The 23,160-nt window shown below is 69.1% G+C and carries 20 protein-coding genes; 14 read left to right on the top strand and 6 right to left on the bottom strand.

Annotation, left to right across the window (positions count from 1 at the left end; genetic code table 11):
- Positions 1-29 precede the first annotated feature (29 nt).
- Together CFN78_RS03070 and CFN78_RS03065 are read left to right on the top strand one after the other, a co-directional pair.
- Positions 30-809: an SDR family oxidoreductase gene (locus CFN78_RS03070; RefSeq protein ID WP_094860935.1), complete on the top strand. Its 780-nt coding sequence runs from the start codon at positions 30-32 to the stop codon at positions 807-809.
- Positions 806-1,282, top strand: coding sequence for a nitroreductase/quinone reductase family protein (locus tag CFN78_RS03065; protein WP_094860934.1), 477 nt, complete (start codon positions 806-808; stop codon positions 1,280-1,282). The genes CFN78_RS03070 and CFN78_RS03065 overlap by 4 nt, the downstream gene beginning before the upstream one ends.
- A 296-nt stretch (positions 1,283-1,578) precedes the next feature.
- Here CFN78_RS03065 and CFN78_RS03060 read toward each other — a convergent pair whose 3' ends face one another.
- The 3 genes from CFN78_RS03060 to CFN78_RS03050 are packed head-to-tail and all read right to left on the bottom strand — an operon-like array spanning position 1,579 to position 5,499.
- Positions 1,579-2,466 carry an alpha/beta fold hydrolase gene (locus CFN78_RS03060; protein ID WP_094860933.1) on the bottom strand — a complete coding sequence of 296 codons (888 nt, stop codon included), beginning with the start codon at positions 2,464-2,466 and terminating at the stop codon, positions 1,579-1,581.
- A complete protein-coding gene (locus CFN78_RS03055; RefSeq protein ID WP_094861117.1) occupies positions 2,463-3,848 on the bottom strand; it encodes an Rv3212 family protein in 1,386 nt (461 codons plus the stop codon). Before CFN78_RS03055 ends, CFN78_RS03060 begins: the two co-directional genes overlap by 4 nt.
- A gap of 4 nt (positions 3,849-3,852) precedes the next feature.
- On the bottom strand, positions 3,853-5,499 hold the full coding sequence (locus tag CFN78_RS03050; RefSeq protein WP_240519244.1) for a DEAD/DEAH box helicase: 1,647 nt from the start codon (positions 5,497-5,499) through the stop codon (positions 3,853-3,855).
- 573 nt (positions 5,500-6,072) lie between these two features.
- Between CFN78_RS03050 and CFN78_RS03045 the strand changes: the two genes are divergently transcribed.
- The 3 genes from CFN78_RS03045 to CFN78_RS03035 all read left to right on the top strand — a co-directional run bounded on the left by CFN78_RS03045 (position 6,073) and on the right by CFN78_RS03035 (position 8,399).
- Positions 6,073-6,708, top strand: a complete 636-nt coding sequence (locus CFN78_RS03045) for a ferritin-like fold-containing protein (RefSeq protein ID WP_094861116.1) — start codon at positions 6,073-6,075, stop codon at positions 6,706-6,708.
- A gap of 86 nt (positions 6,709-6,794) precedes the next feature.
- Positions 6,795-7,025 carry a DUF3107 domain-containing protein gene (locus CFN78_RS03040; protein WP_094861115.1) on the top strand — a complete coding sequence of 77 codons (231 nt, stop codon included), beginning with the start codon at positions 6,795-6,797 and terminating at the stop codon, positions 7,023-7,025.
- Between the two features lie 132 nt (positions 7,026-7,157).
- The gene (locus tag CFN78_RS03035; protein WP_094860931.1) at positions 7,158-8,399 is read left to right on the top strand and encodes a DUF418 domain-containing protein; all 1,242 of its coding nucleotides are present in this window, start codon (positions 7,158-7,160) and stop codon (positions 8,397-8,399) included.
- A gap of 27 nt (positions 8,400-8,426) precedes the next feature.
- Here CFN78_RS03035 and CFN78_RS03030 read toward each other — a convergent pair whose 3' ends face one another.
- A complete protein-coding gene (locus CFN78_RS03030) occupies positions 8,427-8,750 on the bottom strand; it encodes a DUF4873 domain-containing protein (protein ID WP_094860930.1) in 324 nt (107 codons plus the stop codon).
- Positions 8,751-8,785: 35 nt separating this feature from the next.
- Positions 8,786-9,577 (bottom strand): TetR/AcrR family transcriptional regulator, encoded by a 792-nt coding sequence (locus CFN78_RS03025; RefSeq protein ID WP_094860929.1) that lies wholly within the window; start codon positions 9,575-9,577, stop codon positions 8,786-8,788.
- Between the two features lie 70 nt (positions 9,578-9,647).
- On the opposite strand from CFN78_RS03025, the gene CFN78_RS03020 reads away from it, so the two are divergent.
- The 3 genes from CFN78_RS03020 to CFN78_RS03010 all read left to right on the top strand — a co-directional run bounded on the left by CFN78_RS03020 (position 9,648) and on the right by CFN78_RS03010 (position 12,069).
- The gene (locus tag CFN78_RS03020; protein WP_094860928.1) at positions 9,648-10,556 is read left to right on the top strand and encodes an AurF N-oxygenase family protein; all 909 of its coding nucleotides are present in this window, start codon (positions 9,648-9,650) and stop codon (positions 10,554-10,556) included.
- 10 nt (positions 10,557-10,566) lie between these two features.
- The gene (locus tag CFN78_RS03015; protein ID WP_094860927.1) at positions 10,567-11,526 is read left to right on the top strand and encodes an alpha/beta fold hydrolase; all 960 of its coding nucleotides are present in this window, start codon (positions 10,567-10,569) and stop codon (positions 11,524-11,526) included.
- A 105-nt stretch (positions 11,527-11,631) separates the two neighbouring features.
- Complete coding sequence (locus CFN78_RS03010; RefSeq protein WP_094860926.1) at positions 11,632-12,069, top strand: hypothetical protein; 438 nt, start codon at positions 11,632-11,634, stop codon at positions 12,067-12,069.
- Positions 12,070-12,116: 47 nt separating this feature from the next.
- On the opposite strand, the gene CFN78_RS03005 is transcribed toward CFN78_RS03010, so the two are convergent.
- Positions 12,117-12,779 (bottom strand): TetR/AcrR family transcriptional regulator, encoded by a 663-nt coding sequence (locus tag CFN78_RS03005; RefSeq protein WP_165777416.1) that lies wholly within the window; start codon positions 12,777-12,779, stop codon positions 12,117-12,119.
- 213 nt (positions 12,780-12,992) lie between these two features.
- On the opposite strand from CFN78_RS03005, the gene CFN78_RS03000 reads away from it, so the two are divergent.
- The 6 genes from CFN78_RS03000 (at position 12,993) to CFN78_RS02975 (ending at position 23,159) form a co-directional block, all read left to right on the top strand.
- Entirely contained in the window at positions 12,993-13,928 is a 936-nt protein-coding gene (locus CFN78_RS03000; protein WP_094860925.1) for an alpha/beta fold hydrolase, read from the top strand.
- Between the two features lie 321 nt (positions 13,929-14,249).
- Complete coding sequence (locus CFN78_RS02995; RefSeq protein WP_240519226.1) at positions 14,250-15,203, top strand: DUF3152 domain-containing protein; 954 nt, start codon at positions 14,250-14,252, stop codon at positions 15,201-15,203.
- 148 nt (positions 15,204-15,351) lie between these two features.
- Entirely contained in the window at positions 15,352-16,542 is a 1,191-nt protein-coding gene (moeZ, locus tag CFN78_RS02990; RefSeq protein WP_094860924.1) for an adenylyltransferase/sulfurtransferase MoeZ, read from the top strand.
- A gap of 139 nt (positions 16,543-16,681) precedes the next feature.
- Positions 16,682-17,479, top strand: a complete 798-nt coding sequence (locus CFN78_RS02985; RefSeq protein WP_094860923.1) for a TIGR02569 family protein — start codon at positions 16,682-16,684, stop codon at positions 17,477-17,479.
- Between the two features lie 1,114 nt (positions 17,480-18,593).
- Positions 18,594-21,350, top strand: a complete 2,757-nt coding sequence (gene lanL / locus CFN78_RS02980) for a class IV lanthionine synthetase LanL (protein WP_133116280.1) — start codon at positions 18,594-18,596, stop codon at positions 21,348-21,350.
- 24 nt (positions 21,351-21,374) lie between these two features.
- Positions 21,375-23,159 (top strand): alpha/beta hydrolase family protein, encoded by a 1,785-nt coding sequence (locus CFN78_RS02975; RefSeq protein WP_133116279.1) that lies wholly within the window; start codon positions 21,375-21,377, stop codon positions 23,157-23,159.
- Position 23,160 lies beyond the last annotated feature (1 nt).

Raw genomic sequence — 23,160 nt, 5'->3', positions numbered from 1 at the left:
GGTCACCCCTCGTACCGAAGGACCATCCGATGAACCGCTTCGACAACCAGACCGTGCTCGTGACCGGTGGGACCGGCGGCCAGGGCTCGAGCCACGTGCGCGCCTTTCACGCGGAGGGAGCGAACGTGGTGATCGGCGGAATCGACGCCGAACGCGGCGCCGCTCTCGCCGACGAGCTCGGGCCCCGTGCTCACTTCACCCGCCTCGACGTCACCGACGAGAGCTCATGGTCCGCCGCTGTGCTGGCCGCCGAGAGCGCCTTCGGCGCCCTGCACGTGCTCGTCAACAACGCGGGCGTCCAGAACCCGCCGGCAACAATCGAAAACACGGACCAGGCCACGTGGTCACGCATCCTCGACGTCAACCTCACGGGGACCTTCCTCGGCATCAAGGTCGCCGCCCCGGCTCTGCGCCGCGCGGCAGGGGGAGCCATCGTCAACATCGCCTCGACAATGGCCCTGGGCGGCACGGCTCACTACGCGCCTTACGTCGCCGGCAAGTGGGCCGTGCGAGGCCTTACCCGAACGGCAGCGCTCGAACTCGGCCGCGACCACATCCGGGTGAACACCATCCACCCCGGCGTGATCGCGACCCCCTTCATCCACGAACCAGCGGCCGGCGCCACCGCGGCAATCGCCGACTTCTACTCACCCGAGCCGTTCGCCATCCCCCGGCTCGGGGAGCCTGCCGACGTCACCCGGCTACTTCTGTTTCTCACCTCATCAGACGCGTCGTTCATCACGGGTTCGGAGTACGTCATCGACGGTGGACTCCTCCTCGGCCCCGCCCTTCAGGCCGAGACCGCATGAGCACTCCGGACACGACCGGATCAAACGACTCCGCACGGGACGCGTCTTTGTCCCACCTGCCCGATCACAACCGCCGAGCCATCGAGATCACACCCGCCGCGGGCACCGGAGAACGAATCATCGACATCACGACACTGGGGCGCCGCACCGGCCGACGACGCCGCATCGAAATCTTCTTCTACCGAGCCGCGGGCGCAACGTACCTGTGTAGCGGCGCCGGCGGGTCCGCGACCGACTGGCATGCGAACCTTCTCGCCAATCCCGACTTCACCTTCCACCTCAAGAACGGGATTCGTGCCGATCTGCCCGCACGGGCCACACCGGTCACCGACCCTGCCGAACGTCAGGCCGTGCTGGCGGAGATCGTCGCGGATCTCAATCAGCCCCACGACCCCGGCACCATCCGGCCGACACGGCTCGAAGACTGGGCCGGCAGCCGGCTGATGCGCATCAACTTCCGTCGCCGGCCGTAATCGCGGGACCCTCGACAGGCCCGGCGCGACGGAGCAGAGGTGGTCGCGATGGACGGCTCGAGCACCTCCGAGGCTCGGCGCTGGGGTTCCGCAACTTCACCGACTACGTCGCCGGATCGGGATGAGGCGGTAACTGCCGCTGGTGACCATCAAGGGCGAAGGCCCCGTGCAGCGACGGTTACCCACGGCGCGCCGAAGGCGTGATCGAAATCCGAGACGCCACCCCGAGACGCCCCGGACCCGATACGCCCAACCCCACGAAACCCAGCCCCCAGCCAGACCCCGCCGGAACGCGACTACGACGTCAGCCAGGAACCCCACGCCGGCAGCAACTCGCCGAGCAGCACATCCGGCGTCTCGATGTTGGGCGAGTGCCCGGCCCCGGGAATGAGCACGAACGGAGCGCCGAGCCGATCCGCCATGTCGCGCTGTTCGGCAACACTCCACGCATCGTCGTTCTCCCCGGTGACGACCAGCGAGGGCGTTCCCTCCCGTTCGAGCAGGGTGCGCAGTTCCGCCACGCGATCGGGCTCGGTCTGCAACCCGCGCGCCATGCCGAGCAGCGCGGACGGATGGGAACCGACGAACCGCGCGCGCAGGAACGCTTTCAGCTCGTCGGGCGCGGCCGTCCACGCGGGATTGCCGACGTTGAGCTGTTCCCGCAGTGTGTAGGTCTGTTCGAGGCCGTGCGCCCGCAACACCGGCTCGGCGAAGTCCAGCACCAGCAACCGGTTCCGGTCGGTCAGCCGGTGCGGCCCGCTGTCGAGCAGCGTCAACCCCGCCACCGGGGCACCCGCCAGCACGGCCGCCCGCGAGACCAGCCCACCGTAGGAGTGGCCGAGCAGCAGCACCGGACGTTCCTCGGCCGCGAGTGTGCGGACGAGGTCCGCGACGACCTTGCCGAGCGCCTCGGGCAGGTACTGCGCCTCGTCCTTCGGGCCGGGCGACTCGTACTGCCCTGGCTGATCGATGGCGACGACGGCGAGACCGGCGTCCGCGATGCCGTCGAGCAGCGGCGCGAAATCCTCTTTCGAACCCGTGTAGCCGGGGACGAGCAGCACCGTGCCGGCCGTCGGAGCACCCACCGGCGGGTCGGCACGCAGCGCGGCGATCCGCCCGTACGGTCCCTCCAGGTCGACGCGACGGGCACCGTGCGCGCTCACCTGCGAGGACCGCCCGGTCACCGGAGCGCCGCCACGGTCTCGCCGCGCTGTTCCAGCAGCACCGAACCGAGTGTGCCGAGCCGGACCTCGCCGGGGTAACCGCGGCGGTCGACGCCGATGGTGCGGACGGTGCGGCCGTCGGCTTCCTCCACGACGGCGAGCCCGCCGTCGATCGGCAGCACGAACTGGTTGCCGAAAAGGGTTCCCGTGCCGGTGGCTCCGTCCAGCGTCCAGCGCGGCGCGAGGTTCTCCTTCGCCAGGGCGACGGTGCGCGAGCCGGTGAACCAGTAGATGCCCGCCGCGCCCTTCGCGGTGGGCACGACGCCCCCGGGCGGGTCCTGTGCCAGCTCGCCGGGCGCCAGGTCCAAGGGGTACGCCGCGGTCTGGTTGCCGTCCTTGCCGTAGACGACGAGCAGCTTCTGCTCGGGCAGCGCGACGGCGGTGACCTCGCCGGACATGGCGATCACCTTCGCCGACCGCCCGGCGAGCACGGAACTGTAGAGCGGTTTCGGCTCGTCGCTCTCGCCGCCGCTGGACTTGTAGACGGTCAGCCGGTCCGCCTGGTCTCCCGGGCAGCGTTCGATCACGCCGACCTTGCCGCCCGTGGCGGCGACCGATCCGTAGGTGCAGCCCGTCCTCGGTTGCTTGTCCGGGTTGACCAGCGCCGAGACCCGGCCGTACTCCATGCTTTTCACCAGGTCGTCACGCCAGGTGTTGAGCAGCGTGGTGCCGGTCGCGGTGAGATGCGAGCCGTCGTTCACCAGCCGGGTGCCGAGCTCCGCGTCCCCGTTGCGCTGCGCGGTCCTTGCCCCGGTGCGCGGGTCGAGCGCGGTCACCTCGCTGCATCCGCTGTCCTTGCGGTACACGGCGACGGCCCTGTTCCACGCCCCGCCGATCGTGCACAGGTCGAGGTCCCTGCCATAACGCCAGCGGACCTCTCCGGTCATCGGATCGCGCCCGGCCACCTCGCCGTCCGCTCCGGTGACGACGGCGTCGGCCTCGCCGACCGGGGTCGGCGTGGCCGGGCTCGGCGCCTGCCACATCTCCGTGAGCGTGCCGGGAACCTGCGGCTGCGCCGGTGGCACGGCGGCGGGCGGGGCGGCTCGCTGTGAGGTGGTGGCCCGGACGTCGCTGAACGTCCACACCAGCAAGCCCGCCACCAGGCAGGCCACGGCGATGACCGCCGCGGCCACCCGGTCGCGGCGGCGGTTCCACGGCGAAGGGCGGGAACGCGCGGGACGCCGGGCTCCGTCGCCGGTGCCCGGCGGCCCGGGGTCCACAGCATCGGGCTCCGCGGCACCGGGCTCGGCGGCGTCCGACGGTTCGGCACCGGGCGATGCCGAGCCGGACGGCGCCAGTACGTCCTCGGTGCCCAGTCCGGCACCCTCCCGCGCGTCGACCACGCGGTCAGTCTGCCGAAGCCGGCGTTTCACTGTTGTTGGGTGTCGCCGTGGCGGCACCCGCACCGGCACCGGAGCGACGACGGCGGCGGCGACGCGCGGGACGCTCACCGTTCTCGCCGGTGCCGTTCTCGCGCTCCTTGGCGGCGGGGGCCTCGCCGTTGGGCTTGGTTCCGCCACCGCCGCGGGAACGGCGCCTGCCGCGGGAACGGCCGCCCTCACCCTCGGCGGCGCTCTCACCCTCACCGGACGTACCGACGGCGGACGTACCGGCCGCGGCGTCGTCCGCTTCGATCCGGGCGGCGTTGTCGGCTCCGCCCCTGGTGCGCTTGCGCGGGGTGCGAGCGCGCCTGCGCTGCGGCTCCTCCGCCTCGACGGGACGGCCACGGCCCCGGCGCTGCTTGCCGCCCAGATCTTCCTCGTTCTCCGCGGACAGCCCGGCGCGGGTGCGCTTGGACAGCGGGAGCCTGCCGGACGCGCCCTCCGGGATACCGAGGTCGCTGAACAGGTGCTTCGACGTCGAGTAGGTCTCGACCGGGTCGGGCCGGTCGAGACCGAGCGTGTCGGAGATCAGCTTCCACCGGGGCATGTCGTCCCAGTCGACGAGGGTGATCGCCACGCCCGTCTTGCCCGCACGACCGGTGCGGCCGATGCGGTGGACGTAGGTCTTCTCGTCGTCCGGGGTCTGGTAGTTGAACACGTGCGTGACGTCGTCGACGTCGATGCCGCGGGCGGCGACGTCGGTGGCCACCAGCACGTCCACCTTGCCGGAGCGGAACGCGCGCAGCGCCTGCTCACGCGCGCCCTGGCCCAGGTCGCCGTGCACGGCGGCGGCGGCGAAACCGCGCTCGGCGAGCTCGTCGGCGACCTTCTGGGCGGTGCGCTTCGTGCGGGTGAAGATCATCGTCAGGCCGCGGTCGGTGGCCTGCAGCGCCTTCGCGATCAGTTCGGGCTTGTCCATCGAGTGCGCCCGGTAGACGAACTGGGTGGTGCGCTCGTGGATCGCTCCGGCGTCGTTCTCCTCGGCCCGGATGTGCGTGGGCTGGGTGAGGAAGGTCCGGGCCAGGGTGATGATCGGGCCGGGCATCGTCGCGGAGAAAAGCATCGTCTGGCGCTTGTCCGGGACCATGCGCAGGACGCGCTCGATGTCCGGGAGGAAGCCGAGGTCGAGCATCTCGTCGGCCTCGTCCAGCACCAGGCTCTGTACCTTGCCCAGCACCAGGTGCTGCTGCTCGGCCAGATCCAGCAGCCGCCCCGGCGTGCCGATGACCAGGTCGACGCCCTTGCGCAGCGCGTCGATCTGCGGCTCGTACGGCCGTCCGCCGTAGATGGCGAGCGTGCGCACGCCGAGGTGCTTGCCCGCGTCGGTGAGGTCGTGGGCGACCTGCAGGCACAGCTCGCGGGTGGGCACGACGACGAGCGCCTGCGGGGTGCCGTCGCCGGGAATGGTCAGCCGCTGCAGCATCGGCACGCCGAAGCCGAGCGTCTTGCCCATGCCGGTACGGGCCTGGCCGATCAGGTCGTCGCCCGCCATGGCCAGCGGCAGCGTCAGCGACTGGATGGCGAAGGTGCGCTCGATGCCCGCCTCGTTGAGCGCGCGGACGATCTCCGGCCGGACGCCGAACTCGGCGAAGGTCGGGGCCTCCGGCGGCACGGGCGCGTCGGCCAGCAGCGGGTGGGAGGTGTCCGTCGCGGGCACGCCGGATTCGACGTGCTCGAGGACTACCGGGTCGAGGGTGGCCGGGTTGTCCGGGTCGGTGCCGGCGGCCGGGTCGGGAACGATGTCGGACTGGTTCGCGGTCAGGGTGATCGCCTCTCTCATACCAGCGCGCACGGCCTGGTACTTCTCGACACTCGACCACGTGGGAATTCGATCGCATTTCGCGACAAGCGCGGCGATCGTTCGCGGGAATGCCGCTCGAGGCGTGCACGCACACTGTCTCCGCGCCGCCGGGCGGCATCCCTGCGCCGTGCCGGAACGGTTCTCCGGCGGGTCCGGCACCGGGTGCTAATCCGGTGCTCATGAACGGCGGGCACGCAGCCGCGACGCGGCAGATCCTGTCAATACCAGTAGCAGTGTAGCGCGACCTCACCGTTACGGGTGGTTCCGGGCGCGCGAGCCGGGTGTGAATCCTCGCACCGCGAATGCGGCTACGGTGGCCTGGTGACTGAGCGCGGTGTGGATGAGCCCGGCAGCGGGCACGGTTCCGGGTCCGCTGCGACCCGGATGAACGACGGCGTGGTGGACCTGCTGGGGGTTCTCGCGTACGGCGAGCTCTCGGCGTTCGACCGGCTGGCCGAGGATTCCCGGACCGCCCCGACGCTGGGCGGGCGTGCCGCGCTGGCGTCGATGGCGGCGGCGGAGATCGGCCACTACGACCTGATCGAGCGGCATCTCGCGGCGGGCGGCGTTGCGGTGTCCGAGGCGATGGCACCGTTCGTCGCCTCGATCGACGCCTTCCACGCGGGCACCCGGCCGAAATCCTGGCTGGAGTCGCTGGTCAAGGCGCACGTGGGCGACGGCCTCGCTGCCGACCTCTATCGCGAGCTCGCCGAATGGCTCGAACCCGAACCGCGGGAACTGGTGCTGGCCGTACTCGCCGACACCGGGCATTCGGCCTTCGCCGAGCGCGAGGTCGCCGCGGCCATCGAGGCGGACGGCAAGCAGCGCGACCGGCTGGCGCTGTGGGGCCGCAGGCTGCTCGGCGAGGCGTTGACGCAGGGGCAGTACGTGGTGGCCGAGCGGGATGGGCTGGCCGAGCTGATCGTGGCGGGATCGGGCGATCTGTCCGGCATCGCGGGCCTGTTCCGGCGGCTGCAGCAGGGTCACGCCAAGCGGATGCAGGCCCTCGGTCTCGGCTAGCCTTGAGCGGTGACCCATCCGGTGCCCGCGGGCGCCGGGCGGGCGAGTCGGAACGAGTCGAGTACGAGCACCAGCGGAGGTCGCACGTGGAGGTCAAGATCGGCATCGAGGACACCCCTCGAGAGCTCGTGGTGACGAGCGACCAGTCGGCCGAGGAGGTCGAGAAGCTCGTCTCCGAGGCGCTGAACTCCGACGACGGCCTGCTTCGCCTGTCCGACGACAAGGGCCGCAAGTTCCTGGTCCCGTCGGACCGCATCGCCTACGTGGAGATCGCGCCCGCGGACGTGCGGAAGGTCGGCTTCGGCGTCGGCAACTGACGCGGACGGCGACTGACGCGCGAGAGACGACGACCGGCGGGGCCCGCGCGAGCGGCCCCGCCGGTGCCGCGTTCCCGGCACGGGCGGGGACGCGGGTGGGCTGGGGGGACGGCAGCCTGGCAGCGAGATGAGGTGAGCGGCGTCGCGGTCGGTCAGGAACGCCCCGTGCTGACGGGGGACGTGACGACGAAGCCGACACGGCTCTCCGGCGTGGATGTCGCCAGGGGCGTCGCCGTGCTCGGCATGTACGCCTCGCATCTCGGCCCCAACCCGCTCGAAGGCTGGCTGGGCACCGCGTTCCTCCCGTTCGAGGGTCGCTCGGCGGCCCTGTTCGCGGTGCTGGCGGGGGTGTCGATCGCGCTGATGTCCGGTGGGCGGGAACCGCGCTCCGGTATCGACCGGACCCGGGTCTCGATGCGACTGGCGTTGCGCGCGCCGTTCCTGCTGGCGTTCGGCCTGGCGTTGACCTGGCTCGACACCAGTTATCTGGTGATCCTCGCCTACTACGGCGCGTGTTTCGTGTTGGTGATCCCGTTCCTGCGGCTGGGTGTGCGCGGGCTGGCCGGGCTGGCCGTGGGCACCGCGATCGCGTTCCCGCTGACGTCGTTCTGGATCCGGGCCGAGATCGCGCCGCGGGACCTGCTGCTGCTCTGGCCGGACATCCGGCCGGAGATGTTCGCCGACGGCACCGGCCTCGACGGGTTCCTGCTCGCCCTGCTGGTCACCGGGACCTTCCCGGCCCTGAACCTGATGACCTACATCTTCGCCGGCATGGCGATCGGCAGGCTTGACCTCACGTCCTCGCCGGTCTGCAGGCGGTTGCTCGCCGGGGGCGCGGCACTCGCGGCGCTGGCGTACACGGCGTCCTGGGCGGCCACCGACCTGCTCGGCGGACGGGAGGCGATCGAGGCGACCCTTGCCGGGCAGGCCGCGGCGGCGGGCATGTCACCGGCCGAGTACTTCACCACGCACGCGATGAGCATCCACGGCACACCGCCGACCACGACCCTGGCTTACGAACTGGTGGCGACGCCGCACTCGTACACGCCGTTCGACTTCCTCGGCTGCATCGGGGTGGCGGCGGCCGTGATCGGCGGCTGTCAGTTGCTCGCCGCCAGGCTGCCGAGGGCGACCCGGCCCCTGGCCGACCTCGGTTCGGTCATCCTCAGCGCCTACGTGCTGCACTTCGTCGCGATCTGGATCATCTGGCGCGACGATCCGTCGTTCGGCGTCGGCAACTTCCTCTGGTTCGCCGTGGCCGCGCTGGTCGCCGCGGTGCTGTGGAAGCGCTGGGCGAGCCGTGGTCCGTTCGAGGGGTTCCTGCACGTCGTCTCGACGTGGCCGACGCGGGCGCTGCTCGGATCGCGCCGCTGACGCCGGTCAGCGACGGTCAGTGCCGGTTCAGGCCTCGGCTTCGGCCAGCGTGGTCGGCACGTGGAACGGCGGCGTGCTGGTACCCATGATCCGGTAGCGGTCCCACGGGTCCGGGTCGGAGATCTCGCCGGTGGCCGAGCCCTCGGGCAGGCGGATCTCGGCCGGCTTCTTGCGGCCCTGGGCGATCTCGGCGAGCCGCTCGTTGACGGCGATGCGGCCGTACCAGTGGTAGTAACCGTCGATCGGCTGGAAGTGCCCGCGCAGGGTCACCTCGACCGGGATCTCGGTGTCCTCGACGATCAGCGTCGCCGGGCCGGTGTAGCCGTCCTCGTCGTGGTCGTGCTCGCTCATGCGTCCGTCCTTCGATGTTCGGCGGTCGTGCCCGGTCACGAGCCGGTGTTCGGCGTGCCGGCCCGCTCCTGCGGGATGCGGATGACCTTGTTGGCTTCGAGCGGGATGTTCGGGTCGATGGTGACGCCCTGCTGGCGGGTGAGTCCGTCGATCGCGGCCCAGATGATCTGCGTCAGGTATTCGACGACGCTGTCGCGACCCATCGACTGGCGCTCCAACCACCATTCGCCGGTGTTGTGCACCATGCCGACGATGCCGTGCGCCCACGGTTCGGCGGCACCGGAGTCCATGCCGAACATCCGCATGTAGTCGCCGAGCAGCGCGGTGAGCGTGGTGGCGATGAGTTCCTTGTCCTCGGCGACGACGTCGGAGTCGACGGGCTTGCCGGAGAAGGAGCGGCGGGCGAGCAACCGGTACAGGTTCGGGTGGTCCTCGATCACGCTGAAGAAGGCGTCGAGCGCCATCCGGATGCGCGGGACCGGTGCGAGTTCGGCGTTGATGGCCGGGATCAGCCGTTCCAGCAGGATGTCCGTGCCGCGCTGGCCCAGCGCGAGAAACAGGTCGGCCTTGTCCTCGAAGTGGCGGTACAGCACCGGCTTGGTCACCCCGGCCTCGGCGGCCACGTCGTCCATGCCGAGGTCGGGCCCGTGCGCGTCCAGCGCACGCAGCGCGGCCTCGACGAACTCGGCTCTGCGCGCGATCCGATGCTTGCGCCAGCGGTCGCGCCGGGCGTCGCCGGAGCTCTGTTCCACCGTCGCCCCCTGCTGCTCGGAGTGCTTGCCGGACTGCTTGCTGTTGCGCTTGACACGGTCGATCACGGGCCTCATGCTACCAGAAGTAACTGTTACCAGAAGTTACATGATGGGTATCACGGGGATCAGGAAGGCGGTTCCGGCAATGACGCGGACCCTCGGCACGCCCGCCGATCGTGAGAAGACCGCCCAGCGGCTGCTCAAGTCGTCGGCGAACAAGTTCTACGATCCCGACGTCGACATCGACTGGGACGCGCCACTGGTCGACGGGAAGCGCTTCATCCCGGAGATCCGCTCCTCCCTCTACGGCACCGAGCTGTGGGACGGACTCAGCCCCGAACAGCGCATCGAACTCGGCAAGCACGAGATCGCCAGCGTCGCCAGCAATGGGCTCTGGTTCGAGGTGCTGCTGATGCAGATGCTGCTCAAGGAGGTCTACCGGATCGATCCGACGACCGCCCACGCGCAGTACGCGCTCACCGAGGTCGCCGACGAGTGCAGGCACTCCACGATGTTCGCCCGCATGTGCTCGCGTCTCGAGGTTCCCGCCTACGGTCCGGTCAAGTCCCGCAGGCAGCTCGGCAAGATCCTGCCGACGATCGGCTACGGCCCCGCGCTCTACGGTTCGATCCTCGTCGCCGAGGAGGTACTCGACCGGCTGCAGCGCGAGCAGATGAACGACCCGGAGATCCAGCCGCTGGTGCGCATGGTCAACCGGATCCACGTGCTGGAGGAGGCCCGCCACGTCACCTTCGCGCGGGAGAGCGTCACCGAGGGCATGAAGCGGCTGAGCAGGCCGGAGCTGGCGTACCAGCAGTTCCTGATCGCGCTCGTGTCGTTCCACGTGGTCCGCAGCCTGATCAACCCGGCCGTCTACAAGGCGGTCGGCATCCGGCCACGGGACGGCTACCGGGCCGCGCTCGCCAACCCGCACTGGCAGGAGACGGTGCGGTACGCGGGCGAGCGCATCATGGCGTTCCTGGACGAGGCCGGCCTGATCGGCGCTCCGGGAATGTACTGGTGGCGCAAGTCCGGCCTGCTTCCGGCGAAGTGAGGCCGCGCGCATGACGGCCACCAGTCGCCCGGCGGTGGCGCGCGCGAGGGGGGTGCGCCACCGTCCGGTGGCCCCGTGGGATCCCTCGGCCGCACACCGCTTCCACACCACCGACGGAACCCCGCTGCACGTCCGGATCAACGGACCGGCCGACGCGGACACCACGCTGGTCCTCACGCACGGCTGGACCCAGGACCACACCGAATGGGACCCGGTCGTCGATGCGCTGCCCAGTTCGCTGCGGGTGATCAGCTACGACCACCGGGGGCACGGCGGCAGCGGGCCCGCCACCGAGGGCACGGCGACCGTCGCCCAGCTCGCCGACGACCTCGCCGAGCTGATCGGCGCCCGCGCCCCGCACGGCGACCTGGTGCTGGCAGGCCATTCGATGGGCGGCATGACGCTGATGGCCCTCGCCGAACGGCATCCCGAACTGGTCGCCGACCGGGTGGCGGGAGTGGCGTTCGTGGCCACCTCCTGCGACAACATGGACAAACTGAGCCTCGGCCTGCCACCGTCGACCGCCCGCTTCGTGTCCACAGTGGACAGGGCGCTCGGCCGGGGGCTGGCCGGGCTCGGCCGGGACACGATCCCGCTGCGGCCGGGAATCGCGCGTCCGTTCGTGAAGTGGCTGGCCTTCGGGCGCAGGCCTGCCCGCGCCGACGTGCGGGCGATGACCGGACAGTTCCTGCGCGCGCACCCGACCAGCGTCGCCGGATTCCGCGACTCGATGAGCGCCCACGACCGCCGCGTCGCGCTGGCCCGGTTGCGCCGGATCCCGGTGGTGGTGCTGGTCGGCGAGCGGGACCGGATCACCCCGGTCCAGCACGCCCGCGTCATCGCCACGGAGCTGCCGGACGCCGAGTTCGTGCTACTGCCCGACGCCGGACACGAACTCACCTACGAGCGGACCTCCACCGTCGTCACGCGGCTGTGCAGGCTCGCCGGGGAGCCCGTCCCGCCGCGCTGAGCGGGCAGGCCGGATTTTCGGCGAAACCACCGGTCCCGCCGTCCGGTAAGCGATACCGTGCAGACCCGTCGCCGGGTGAACGGCGCCGCTTCCCAGGAGAGAGCCATGTTCCAGCTCAGTGCGACAACGGTGCTCGCGGACGCGGCGAGGGCGTCCGGAGTCCTCGTCGGCCGTCTGGCCGTCCTCGCCGCCATCGTCGCGGGGATCGTCTTCCTCGTCCGCCGGATGTCCCGGCGCAAACGGGCGAGGCTGGCCGAGCAGTCCGGACCCCAGCAGGCCTACCAGCAGGGCCAGTACCCGCCCGGTCAGTACTCCCCCGGCCAATACCAGCAGGGCCAATACCGGCAGGGCCAGCACCAGCAGGGCCAGCACCAGCGGGACCAGCACCAGCAGGGCCAGCACCAGCAGGGCCAGCACCAGCGGGACCAGCACCAGCAGGGCCAGCACCAGCAGGGCCAGCACCAGCAGGGCCAGCACCAGCGGGACCAGCACCAGCAGGGCCAGTACCAGCAGGGTCAGTACCCGCCGCCGCCCGGGTACTGAGCCCTGCGCTCCTGCCGTCCCGTCGCGCTGAGCGGGCCGGCACCTGATCAGTGCTGCTGGAGCGGGAACCCGGCGCCGATGCCGCGCCAGGCCAGCGTCGAGGTCAGCGCCACGGCCTCCTCGCGGCTCATCGAACTGTGGTGTGCCAGCCAGAACCGGGCACTGACCTGACTCAGCCCGACCAGGCCGACGGCGAGCAGGCGCGCCTTGTCCTCGGCCAGCCCGGCGTCCGCGGTGATCGTCTCGGTGATCGCGTCGACACTGGCGGAAGTGGCCCGGTCGACGGCGTCCTGGACGGCGGGCTCGCCGCGAAGATCCGACTCGAACACCATCCGGAACGCCCCGGCGTCGCTGCTGACGAAGTCGAAGAACGCGCCGACGGCGGCCTGCACGCGCAGTTTGTTGTCGGTGGTCGAGGCGAGCGCCTCCTGGACCCGGCCGACCAGATGGTCGACGTGGCTTTCCAGCAGGGCGATGTAGAGATCCAGTTTGCCGGGGAAGTGCTGGTACAGAACGGGTTTGCTGACCCCGGCCTGCTCGGCGATCTCGTCCATGGCGGCCGCGTGGTAGCCGTTCGCCGCGAACACCTTCTGCGCCGCCGCCAGCAACTGGGCGCGGCGTTCGTTACGTGGCAAGCGCACCCCCCGGCCGACCTGCGCGGGCTGCCCACCGCCGTCGCCGCGGGAGTCGAGTCGCGCCGCTTCTGTCATGCTGCCTCCACTGTCGATCTACGCCCGATCAGGTAACGAACTCCGGGCGCCCGCACGGTGGGGTTACCACCGGACGAGACTGCCGAGACATTACTCGCCGGTAGACGGGTTACGCCAAAAGCGCGTGTCATCAGGCATGCTGAGCTGGTGACTGATTCACGTTCGGCCGTACCGGAAGCGTCCGGCCACCGGTCCCCGCTGACCCACGTCCCGATGAGCGCGACCCCGTTGCCCGCGCTGGACATGACCATCCCCCCGTTCGATGGGGAACGGGCGGAAGTGGAGGGACTGTCGCTGCACATCCGCCGGACCCCGGGCGCGGACGGCGCGCAGGCCGTCTACGTGCACGGTCTCGGCGGCTCCTCGACGAACTGGACCGACCTCGCCGCGCAGCTCGCCCCCTTCGCCTCCGGCGTCGCGCCCGACCTGCCCGGTTTCGGCTTCTCCGAGCCTGCCAGCGACTTCGCGTTCAGCCTCGACGCGCATGCGGAGGTATTGGCCACCTTCGTCGAGGGCCTCGGCGCCGGCCCGGTCCATCTGCTCGGGAACTCGATGGGTGGCGCGATCTCCCTGCTGCTCGCCGCCCGCAGGCCCGAGCTGGTGCGCACGCTGACACTGATCTCGCCCGCCATGCCGGACCTGCGGCCGGACCCGCGCAGGCTGTCCGACCCGCTGATGGCGCTGGCCTACCTGCCGGTGGTCGGCAGGGGCGTCCGGCGCAGGCTCGCCGCGCAGGGCCCGCGCGAGCGCGCCCGGCAGGTGATCGACCTGTGTTATGCCGACCCCGAGGCGTTCCCGGAGCACCGGCTCGACGAACTCGCCGCCGAACACGCCGAACGCGCGGCGTTCCGCTGGGCGGCGCCGGCGCTGTCCCGCAGCACGTTCGGCATCCTGCGGACGTGGCTGGTGCGCGGCGAGCGTTCGCTGTGGGCAGCCGCGCCGAAGGTGCGCGCGCCCACGCTGGTCGTCTGGGGAACGCAGGACCGGATCATCACCGTCCGGCGCGCGATGCGGACCGCGCGGTTGCTGCCGAGGGGCAGGCTGCTGGTGTTGCCACGGACCGGGCACACCGCCCAGATGGAACGTCCGGTCACCGTGGCGAAGGCGGTCCTGGGCATGTGGGAGGCCGTCGAGCGGGACCGCTGGTGACCCGTCAGGGTGGTCTTCGGCAACTCCACCTGGGCGAGTGAACCCGGTCAGGTGGCGCCGGTCGACCAGGGACGCCGGGCCCGGATGTGGCACCCTGGTCCTGTGGACCGCGTGACGCACGGAGCACGTGGCAACACGACGCGAGACTCTGACTCGCCGTTGCCACGCAGGTCGGCGCAATCGCAGCCGGCCGAGTCCGGCGTACCCGGATCCCCTGGCCGAACATCCCGCGTACCGCGTGGTTCCGTCCGCCGCGCGGGTGAACCGAGACCGTCCGACGAGCGTTACTCCCCCGGACGCAGGCGCACCGGCGGCGAGCCGTTGCGAGCGTCCTGGCGTCCCGAGGCCGCCGGGTCCCCGCCGCCGCCGCTCCCCCCGGACGACGAGGACGAGGACGAGACGCCGGCGAACCCGTCGAAGGCCTCCCGGCTGATCAGCAAGTACGGCTGGCGGGTGTACGCCCTTCCGGTGCTGATGGTGCTGACCGTGCTGGTCGTCGTCGACAACGGCATGGGTTCCGGCGCGCAGCCCGAGGAGAAGACCACCGGGACCTCCGAGGAGGCTCCCGCCGCGATCGCCACCGAGAACCCGGCCGCTCCGGTCGCGGTGAACATCCCCACCGCCGAGCTGCCCGAGGGCGGCGAATACACCCAGGCGGGCGCCGGGAGCTGGCACGTCGTCGACGGGGGCGGCGAGCAGGCGGGCACGGTGGGCGAGGTGCTGACGTACACCGTCGAGGTCGAGGACGGCCTGGACGCCGCGAGCTACACCGGCGACGACTCGTTCGCCACCGCCGTCGAGGGCACCCTGTCCGACCCGCGGAGCTGGACCGGCTCCGGCGAGGTGTCGCTGCGGCGCGTCGGCGCGGGCGAGGAACCCGACTTCAAGGTCAGCCTCACCTCCCCGGACACCACGCACCGGCCGGACATGTGCGGGTTCTCGATCCCCTACGAGTCGTCCTGCTACAAGCGCAATCCGGACAAGCGGGTCGTCATCAACCTGGCCCGCTGGGTGCGCGGGGCGAAGGCGTTCTCCTCGGACATGACGAGCTACCGGCAGTACGCGATCAACCACGAGGTGGGCCACGCCCTCGGCAACCAGCACAAGGGTTGCGACGCGCCGGACGGACTGGCGCCGGTGATGATGCAGCAGACGTTCGGGGTGTCCAACGACTACGTCGCGCAACTCAACCAGGTCGACGAGTACAACAAGGACGCGGTCCCGACCGACGGCGTCATCTGCAAACCGAACGCCTGGCCCAACCCGTCGAGCTAGAACGGCCGGCGCCGGAGTTCGGGTTCCACCATGTGGGCACGGGCGCGCGAGCCGCCCGCTCGGAAGAGACTGGGGCCCGGCCGCGTTGTACCCGGACGAGACGATGTCACGGTCGTGAGATGCATGGTCGCGAGATGGAGGACCTCTGATGTCAGACACGCGGGAGACGGCTCTGCCGCCGCTGGTGGAACCGGCCGCCGAACTCACCAAGGACGAGGTCGCCCGCTACAGCAGGCACCTGATCATCCCGGATGTCGGGATGATCGGGCAGAAGCGACTGAAGAACGCCAAGGTCCTGGTCATCGGCGCGGGCGGGCTGGGCAGCCCGGCGCTGCTCTACCTGGCCGCCGCCGGCGTGGGCACGCTCGGCATCGTGGACTTCGACGAGGTCGACGAGTCGAACCTGCACCGCCAGGTCATTCACGGCCAATCGGACGTCGGCAAGCTCAAGGCGGCCTCCGCGCAGGAGTCGATCGCCGAGGTGAACCCCTTCGTCAAGGTGCACCTGCACACCGAGCGGCTGGAGAGCTCGAACGCGCTGGGCATCTTCGAGGGCTACGACCTGATCCTGGACGGTACGGACAACTTCGCCACCCGCTACCTCGTCAACGACGCGGCGGTGCTGCTGGGCAAGCCGTACGTGTGGGGTTCGATCTTCCGCTTCGAGGGGCAGGCCAGCGTCTTCTGGGAGGACGCGCCGAACGGCAAGGGCCTGAACTACCGCGACCTCTACCCCGAGCCGCCACCGCCCGGGATGGTGCCCTCGTGCGCCGAGGGTGGCGTGCTGGGCGTGTTGTGCGCGTCCATCGGCTCGATCATGGTGAACGAGGCGATCAAGCTGATCACCGGTATCGGTGAGCCGCTGCTCGGCAGGCTGATCAGCTACGACGCGCTGGAGATGCGCTACCGCGAGGTGAAGGTCCGCAAGGACCCGGAGACGCCGAAGATCACCGAGCTGATCGACTACGAGGCGTTCTGCGGCGTGGTGTCCGACGAGGCGCAGCAGGCGGCCTCGGGGCACACGATCACCGCCGCCGAGTTGAAGGCCAAGTTCGACAACGGCGACAACTTCGAGCTGATCGACGTCCGCGAGCCGCACGAGTACGAGATCGTCAACATCAAGGGCGCCAAGCTGATCCCGAAGGACCGCATCCTCTCCGGTGAGGCGCTGGCCGAGCTGCCGCAGGACAAGCCGATCGTGCTGCACTGCAAGTCCGGTGCCCGTTCCGCGGACGCGCTCGCCGCCCTGCACAAGGCCGGCTTCGCCGACGCGACCCATCTCGGCGGTGGCGTGCTCGCCTGGGCGAACCAGGTCGACACGAGCCTGCCGACGTACTGAGCCAGACGTTCCACCGCCGGTGCGGCGTCCGTCCGGGTGACGGGCGCCGCACTGCTTGCCCGCCAAAAGCAGCAATGACACTGCCGTGACCGGCCGGGCGGACCCCGGACACGGACCGTGGCGCGATACGGTCACGCGCGTGACCGCAGACCGGCAGCCGCCCCCAGCGCACGTGTGCGCCGCGTTCGGTGCCCGGGCCGCCGACGCCGAGCCCCTGCCCGACGGATCGGGCTGGCTCGCCGGCGGCACCGTGCTCCGCCCGGTCACCGACCGCACGTACACCATGTGGCTCTCCCGCACCCTCCAGCACATCGACGTCCCGGATCTGCGCATCGGCAAGCCGCTGCGCTCCACCGACGGCCGGTACGTGCTGGCGGGCTGGTCGGCGTACCGGCACGTCAGCGGCCGGCCGGAGTACCGGGTGGACTCCGTGATGCTGGCCGCGATCAAGCTGCATCAGGCCACCGTGGACCTCCCGCGCCCGGACTTCCTGGGCGCCCGCACCGACATCTACGCCCGCGCCGACCGGATGGCCTGGGAGGAACAGGACGCCGATCTGACCGAGGCCGGTGGTGGCCGGCTGTTCGAGGTGCTGGCAGGCGCCCGCCGGGAGCTGACGCTGCCCGACCAGCTCGTGCACGGCGACCTGCTCGGCCGGGTGCTCTTCGACGGCGATGCCGCACCGGGGATCGTCGACTTCAGCCCGTACTTCCGGCCCGCCGAATGGGGCGCGGCGATCGTCGCCGTGGACGCTGTCGCCTGGGGCGATGCCGATCCGGAACTGCTGCGGCGCTGGGCGCACCTGCCGGAGTGGCCGCAGTTGCTCTTGCGCGCGCTGTTGTTCCGGATCGCCGTGCACGCACAGCACCCGCAGTCGACGGACGCCGCGTTCGAGGGCCTTCGCCTGGCCGCCCGCGAGGTCTCCGAACTCCTCTGAGCTGGCCGTCGACCATGGCGTCCGGCCGGAAGCCGGTCAACGAGGCTCCTGTGCTCGGCCGCCTGCGCCGGGCCGGTCATCGGCGCGCGCCACGACGGGTGCTCGAATTCGACATCCGGCCCGAGCGCGCCCCGAAGTTGGCCGGGCCGGGTCCAGCGCGAAGCTGACCGAACAGAATGGGCCGGGGACGACCAGATATGCGCCTGGGCATGCCGAGGTAGTCAACAGGAACTCCGCGAGCCGGCAGCGACAGCGGGTGCCGCGGGCATCGGCACACCCTGCGGGCCGTACCTCTCCCGACGCGAGCTGCCGGGCGTGCTCCTGGCCGCGTGGGGAAGGCACCGTGGAGCCCACCCTCGACGGTCCGCGGACGACGCCGGGCGGGCCCGCGTCCGTTCAGGCGATCATCGACACAGACTCTAGAAATGGTGGCGTGACCGTGCCGGCCTCGCCCGCATCGGCGGTCGTCCTGTTGGCCATTCGCGCCCGGGCTACCACGTGTGCACCGAGGTGCGTCGAGTTTCCGGGCCAATGAGCGCACCCAGGAGGTCGAGCTTTGTCGGTAACGTGGACAATGTCCGATTCAAGAGAACACGCCGGCGCGCCCGAGGACGTACGCGATCACGTGGGACCCCTGGGTCCGGAATTGATCTTCGTGAAAGCACACAGCCAACTATTTCACGCCCAGTTGAGCAGAGCCCATCGCGTGAGCAAATGATCAACGCGGAAAGATTTCCCTGTACCAGTCCCCGGAAACGCCTACTCTACGATGCCAGATCTGGCAAATCGCGCAAATCGGACCGTCCGGCCCGAGGGCTTCCAGCGCGGTGAAATTCAGACGACTTAACGATGAATGGCCAGGACCTGAGCAATTGCCAGAGGGCGACAATGCGGACTACAGTCAGGTAATCATCACACCGACATCACGACACAGTCGTTGATCATTAACGATCCGGGATGCCGATGACACGGTTTTTTCGAGTGATGAGCTGGGGTGAGAGGCATTCCCAATCGACAGAAGTGTCGATCCATCGAGCGCGCGCCTACTGTCACTCGGCTGACAAACTCAACGGCACGATACGTTCAACTATCCTCTTGAGCGGCGGTACTTCCTGTGAGTGATAACGGAAACCCGTTTCAATCGGGACTCCATGCGGACCATGACCACGACCACGAGAATCAACTGCGCAATACCGTGAACATGGCATTGGACAAACATGCCGAGCACGAGGTCTGGTCGGTCACACCGGAGGATTTCTGGTGCTTTCTTCATCCACCTGGGTACCTCAATCGCAACCAGGGATGGAAGCTGCACGTCTCAGCGACCCCGGTATCGGCACCTGACGTGCTTGAACGAGCGGCCAGGGTGCTGATTCGCCACCGATGCGCGTTCAAGTACGCCAAGGGAATCAAACAGATCGAAGATCTGGTCTCCTCACGGGCTGATCGCGGCTCCGGCGGCAAGTTCATCACCGCGTACCCGAACCACGATGATCATTTCCGGGAAGTAATCGACGACCTGCATGAGGCAACGTGCGGATTGGCTGGCCCCGGCATCCTTTCGGACAAGCCATACCGTGCCGGCAGTTTGGTACATTACCGTTACGGCGGTTTTTCATCCATCGAGGTACTCAACACCGAAGGCAGCTACCAGCGAATGTTGGTCGCACCCGACGGCACGTTCATCACGGACGAACGAAACGCGTGGTTCAGCCCTCCGACATGGGCGCCGTCACCGCTAAAGGATACACCGAAAAGGAAAGACGAATCCACACAGAGTAAGCAAGTCAAACTTGCCGATCGCTTCGTGGTACGAGAGGCAATTCGTCACTCCTACCGGGGTGGCGTCTATCGTGCGCTGGACACCGAGACCGGCGAGAATGTAATCATCAAGCAAGCTCGCCCGCATACGGGTGCCGACATCACCGGAAACGACTCGCGAGAGTGGATGCGGCACGAGGCAAAAATGCTCGATGAGCTGTACCCCCTCGGCTTCACGCCGCGCAAGGTCATGCTGTTCGACTACCAGGGCGACCAATTCCTGGCCGAAGAGGAGTTCACCGGGAACACGCTGCGACACTGGTGTGAGGCGAGGCTCAAGGAGACCGGAGGCGAGATCTCCGCGGCGGCGGCAGAACCCATGGCACGATCTCTGATCGATCTTCTCGCCGCCACCCACGAGCAGGGGTTCGTGCTTCGCGATTTCAATCCCGGCAACATCGTCGTCCCAGAGGACGACCAACCGCGACTGATCGATCTCGAGTTTCTGGCGCGAGCCGGCGATCAGGTACGCAACGTCGCCACGATCGGCTACGTGGCACCGGAACAGATGACAAAGGAACGGCACAGCCCGGCACCCGATCAGGCCGTGGATCTGTACAGCCTGGGCGCGACCCTGCTGTACCTGACCACGCGAATCGATCCGGTTCTGGCTGAAGAAGACTCACCGGGGCGCACTTATAGCGAGCGGCTGGCCCACATCGTTCGCGCCACGTCGAGCACGAACGAAGCGGTCCGCCATTTCGCACCCATGATCATCGGACTCACCGCACACGAACCCGATGAGCGATGGACGCTGCGACAGGCTAGGGAATACCTGGACGCTCCCCGGGGCCGGTGGACCACTGAGGAGCCTCAACCTGTGGCTGCCGGGCTGGGAGTCGCAGAGCAGGACCGCATGCTGCACGACGGCCTGGCCCATGTGGTCGAGATGATGAAGCCGGACGAGCCGCATCTTTGGCCTCCGATCGTCGCCGAGGGCATGGTCTCCGACCCGTGCAATGTGCAGGGTGGCGCGGGAGGTGTACTCGCGGTACTCAATCAGGCGACCCAGGTGTTGGACGATGCGCCACTACGGCGTGCGCTGGGTACGGCAACCACGTGGCTCGATCGCACGCTGCCCCGCGAGCCGCGCGTCCTGCCCGGGCTCTACTTTGGACGTTCCGGTGCGGCCTGGGCTCTGTACGACGCGGCGAAAGCCATTGACGACGAGGAGATCGCCGAACGCGCACTGGCGTTCGCCAAGAGAATTCCGAACCGTTGGTTCAACCCGGACATCACGCATGGGATGTCCGGTGCGGGTACCACCATGTTGCACCTCTGGAAAGCAACCGGCGATCCCGAGTTCGCCGAACGCGTACACGCGTGTGCCCGCGCGGTGATCAAGGCCGCGGATCAGCAGCAGAACGAGTTGTCCTGGCCTGTTCCTGCCGAGTTCAACTCCATGATGGCCGGTGTCAGTCACCACGGCTTCGCACACGGTGTAGCCGGCATCAGCAATTTTCTCCTCACCGCAGGGCAGGCGCTCGACTGTCCCGAATACATCGACCTCGCAATAGCCGGAGGGAGATCGCTGAGTAAGTCGGTGATGTGGCAGAAGGAGGCTGCGCTCTGGCCGACCGGAGAGAAGGGCGAGGACGACGAAGTCGGGTTGACCTGGTGGTGCAGCGGATCGGCCGGAGTCGGCACCTTCCTGATCCGGCTCTGGCAAGCCACCGGTGACCACACGTACCGTGAACTGGCCGAAGCGAGCGCCGTCGCGGTTCACAACGAACGTTGGCTGCTGTCGCCGACCGCGTGCCACGGTGTCACGGGCGGCGCGGAATTTCTTCTCGATCTCGCCGCAATCCTCGATGAACCGGGGTACCGCGACTGGGCCGAACAGCTTGCCGCCAGCATCTACGCCAGGAGCATGATTCGAGACGGTCGGTTACTTGCTCCCAACGACACCTTGAACGACGTCAGCCTCGGTTACAACACCGGCCTCGCCGGAGTGCTCAGTTTCCTGCTCCGGCTACGCCATGGCGGAACCCGCCTCTGGATGGCTGAGGACTTGACCTTGCCCGCGTCGGACAGCAGCGGCGACAGGTAGATCGTGGACCTCCATCGCGGTCACGTGCCCGAGCGAATCAACTTCTCGTTCGCGCCGGACGGCTCGGCGGCGGCGTGCCTGTGCATGCCTGGTCCTCACCGAGTCGAGGTCGAATCGTTCTCGTTCGCCGGGCCGGACCGGACGTGCATCCGGATCCCGGTCGACACGACCGATGGTTCGCCCAGTTTCGTCGTTCCGACAGCCACGGGAGGAGTGCTGCTGGCCAAGGCGACCCCGGACGAGAGCATCGAAATGGTGCTGTTGGGACCGGGCGGCAGCGGTGAACGGCCGTTGGGCAGGATCGGCTGTCGCAGCCTGCGGGTGTGGCCTTCGCCGGATCCGGACACGCTGGCGGTGATCACGTCCCGTCATCAGGATGACGATGGCGCGCTCTGGCACGTGACCACCTCAGGCGTGCGCCACGTGGCAGATCTGCCGGGCCTGGTCTTGGTCGGGGGCGGCTGGCTCGACGGTGTGGGCGGTCGGTTCGGCGTGAATCTGCGCGACAAGCACGGGTACGTCACCCCTGCTGTCGCCGACCTGTCCGGACAGGTCGTGCCCCTTCTCGCTCCCTTCCCGCGAGCGAACCGACTGCTACAACTGGGGCATCCACGGACGATCCTCGTCGCGAGCGACGAAACGGGCGAGTTCCGCCTGGGACTGGGCACGACGGGGACAGGCGAGCTGACCTTCCCTCCAGGCCTCAACAGGATCGACGGGACTGTCCTACCACTGGCGGCGGATTCCAGGAGCGATCACATCGCCGTGCACGTGTCGCATGGAGTGCGCTCGAAGGTCCTGCTCTACAACGCGACCGATGACTGTTGCACCGAACTGGAACTACCTCTCGGCACGCTCGCCGGGCCGGCGCAATTCGGCCTGAACGGTGGGTCCGCGGTACTACGACTCGCGCTCTGCACGCCGGCGCGACCGGCACACCTGATGACGCTGACACTCGACAGTTCCCGACCGGCCGCCAGCCCCTCGCGTGCATCCAGTGCGGGACCACGGGTGCGTGCCGAGACTTTCCGTGGTCCCTCCGGAAACATCGAGGCGCTCGTGTACGGCGGTGCCAGCTTGAATGACGCCACTCGGGTCCTGATCGCGTTGCACGGCGGTCCGGAGGATGCGTGGCGCCCACAGTTCGACCCGCTCCTTTCACGCTTGGCCGACGCGGGGCTGACGGTTGTTGCGCCGAACCAGCGCGGCAGCACCGGCTACGGCGCCAAACACCGTGACGCGATCCACGGCGCCTGGGGTGGTCCCGATCTAGCTGACGTGCAACACCTTGGCCGGACGATCGCCACAACCGCACCGGCCGCGGAGATGCTGCTCTACGGAATCAGCTATGGGGCGTATCTGGCTCTACTTGCCGTCGGCACTGACCCCGATCAATGGAAGCGCTGCGTGGCGGTCGCTCCGTTCCTTTCCGGCAGACATCTGTATCTGGACGCGTCACCATCGGTGCGCCAGTTACTCGACCGTCTGGGTGGTTGCACCGAGTTGGACGACGAGATCGGGCCACGCGACGTGCTCCGGTTCGCGCCGCGAATCGCTGCCAACCTGCTGCTGATCCACGGTGACCAGGACGAGACGGTCCCGGTCGAGCAGTCGCGGGCACTGCGTGACGAGTTGATCCGCACAGGACGGCGGACAGGGTCAGGCTTCACTTACCTGGAGATACCCGGCGCGGGCCACAACCCGAAGCACGATGAGCATGGCGGATCCGTAAACCAACTGATCACCGACTTTCTCGCGTGTGGCGTGTCGCCCGCTCGCCCACTCGTACCACTCGCGACCAAAGCCTGAA

Source organism: Amycolatopsis antarctica, assembly GCF_002262875.1.
Classification (GTDB): domain Bacteria; phylum Actinomycetota; class Actinomycetes; order Mycobacteriales; family Pseudonocardiaceae; genus Amycolatopsis; species Amycolatopsis antarctica.
Note: the sequence above shows the minus strand (reverse complement) of the source record. Positions and strands in the feature narration are given on the sequence as shown.

Bases quoted from the DNA above. Each gene is read 5' to 3' on its own strand.
- CFN78_RS03065 (WP_094860934.1), top strand. From the start codon at position 806: ATGAGCACTCCGGACACGACCGGATCAAACGACTCCGCACGGGACGCG.
- CFN78_RS03070 (WP_094860935.1), top strand. From the start codon at position 30: ATGAACCGCTTCGACAACCAGACCGTGCTCGTGACCGGTGGGACCGGC.
- CFN78_RS03015 (WP_094860927.1), top strand. From the start codon at position 10,567: ATGACGGCCACCAGTCGCCCGGCGGTGGCGCGCGCGAGGGGGGTGCGC.
- CFN78_RS03025 (WP_094860929.1), bottom strand. From the start codon at position 9,577: ATGAGGCCCGTGATCGACCGTGTCAAGCGCAACAGCAAGCAGTCCGGC.
- CFN78_RS03000 (WP_094860925.1), top strand. From the start codon at position 12,993: ATGAGCGCGACCCCGTTGCCCGCGCTGGACATGACCATCCCCCCGTTC.
- CFN78_RS03030 (WP_094860930.1), bottom strand. From the start codon at position 8,750: ATGAGCGAGCACGACCACGACGAGGACGGCTACACCGGCCCGGCGACG.
- CFN78_RS03045 (WP_094861116.1), top strand. From the start codon at position 6,073: ATGAACGACGGCGTGGTGGACCTGCTGGGGGTTCTCGCGTACGGCGAG.
- CFN78_RS03020 (WP_094860928.1), top strand. From the start codon at position 9,648: ATGACGCGGACCCTCGGCACGCCCGCCGATCGTGAGAAGACCGCCCAG.
- CFN78_RS03005 (WP_165777416.1), bottom strand. From the start codon at position 12,779: ATGACAGAAGCGGCGCGACTCGACTCCCGCGGCGACGGCGGTGGGCAG.
- moeZ (WP_094860924.1), top strand. From the start codon at position 15,352: ATGTCAGACACGCGGGAGACGGCTCTGCCGCCGCTGGTGGAACCGGCC.
- CFN78_RS03010 (WP_094860926.1), top strand. From the start codon at position 11,632: ATGTTCCAGCTCAGTGCGACAACGGTGCTCGCGGACGCGGCGAGGGCG.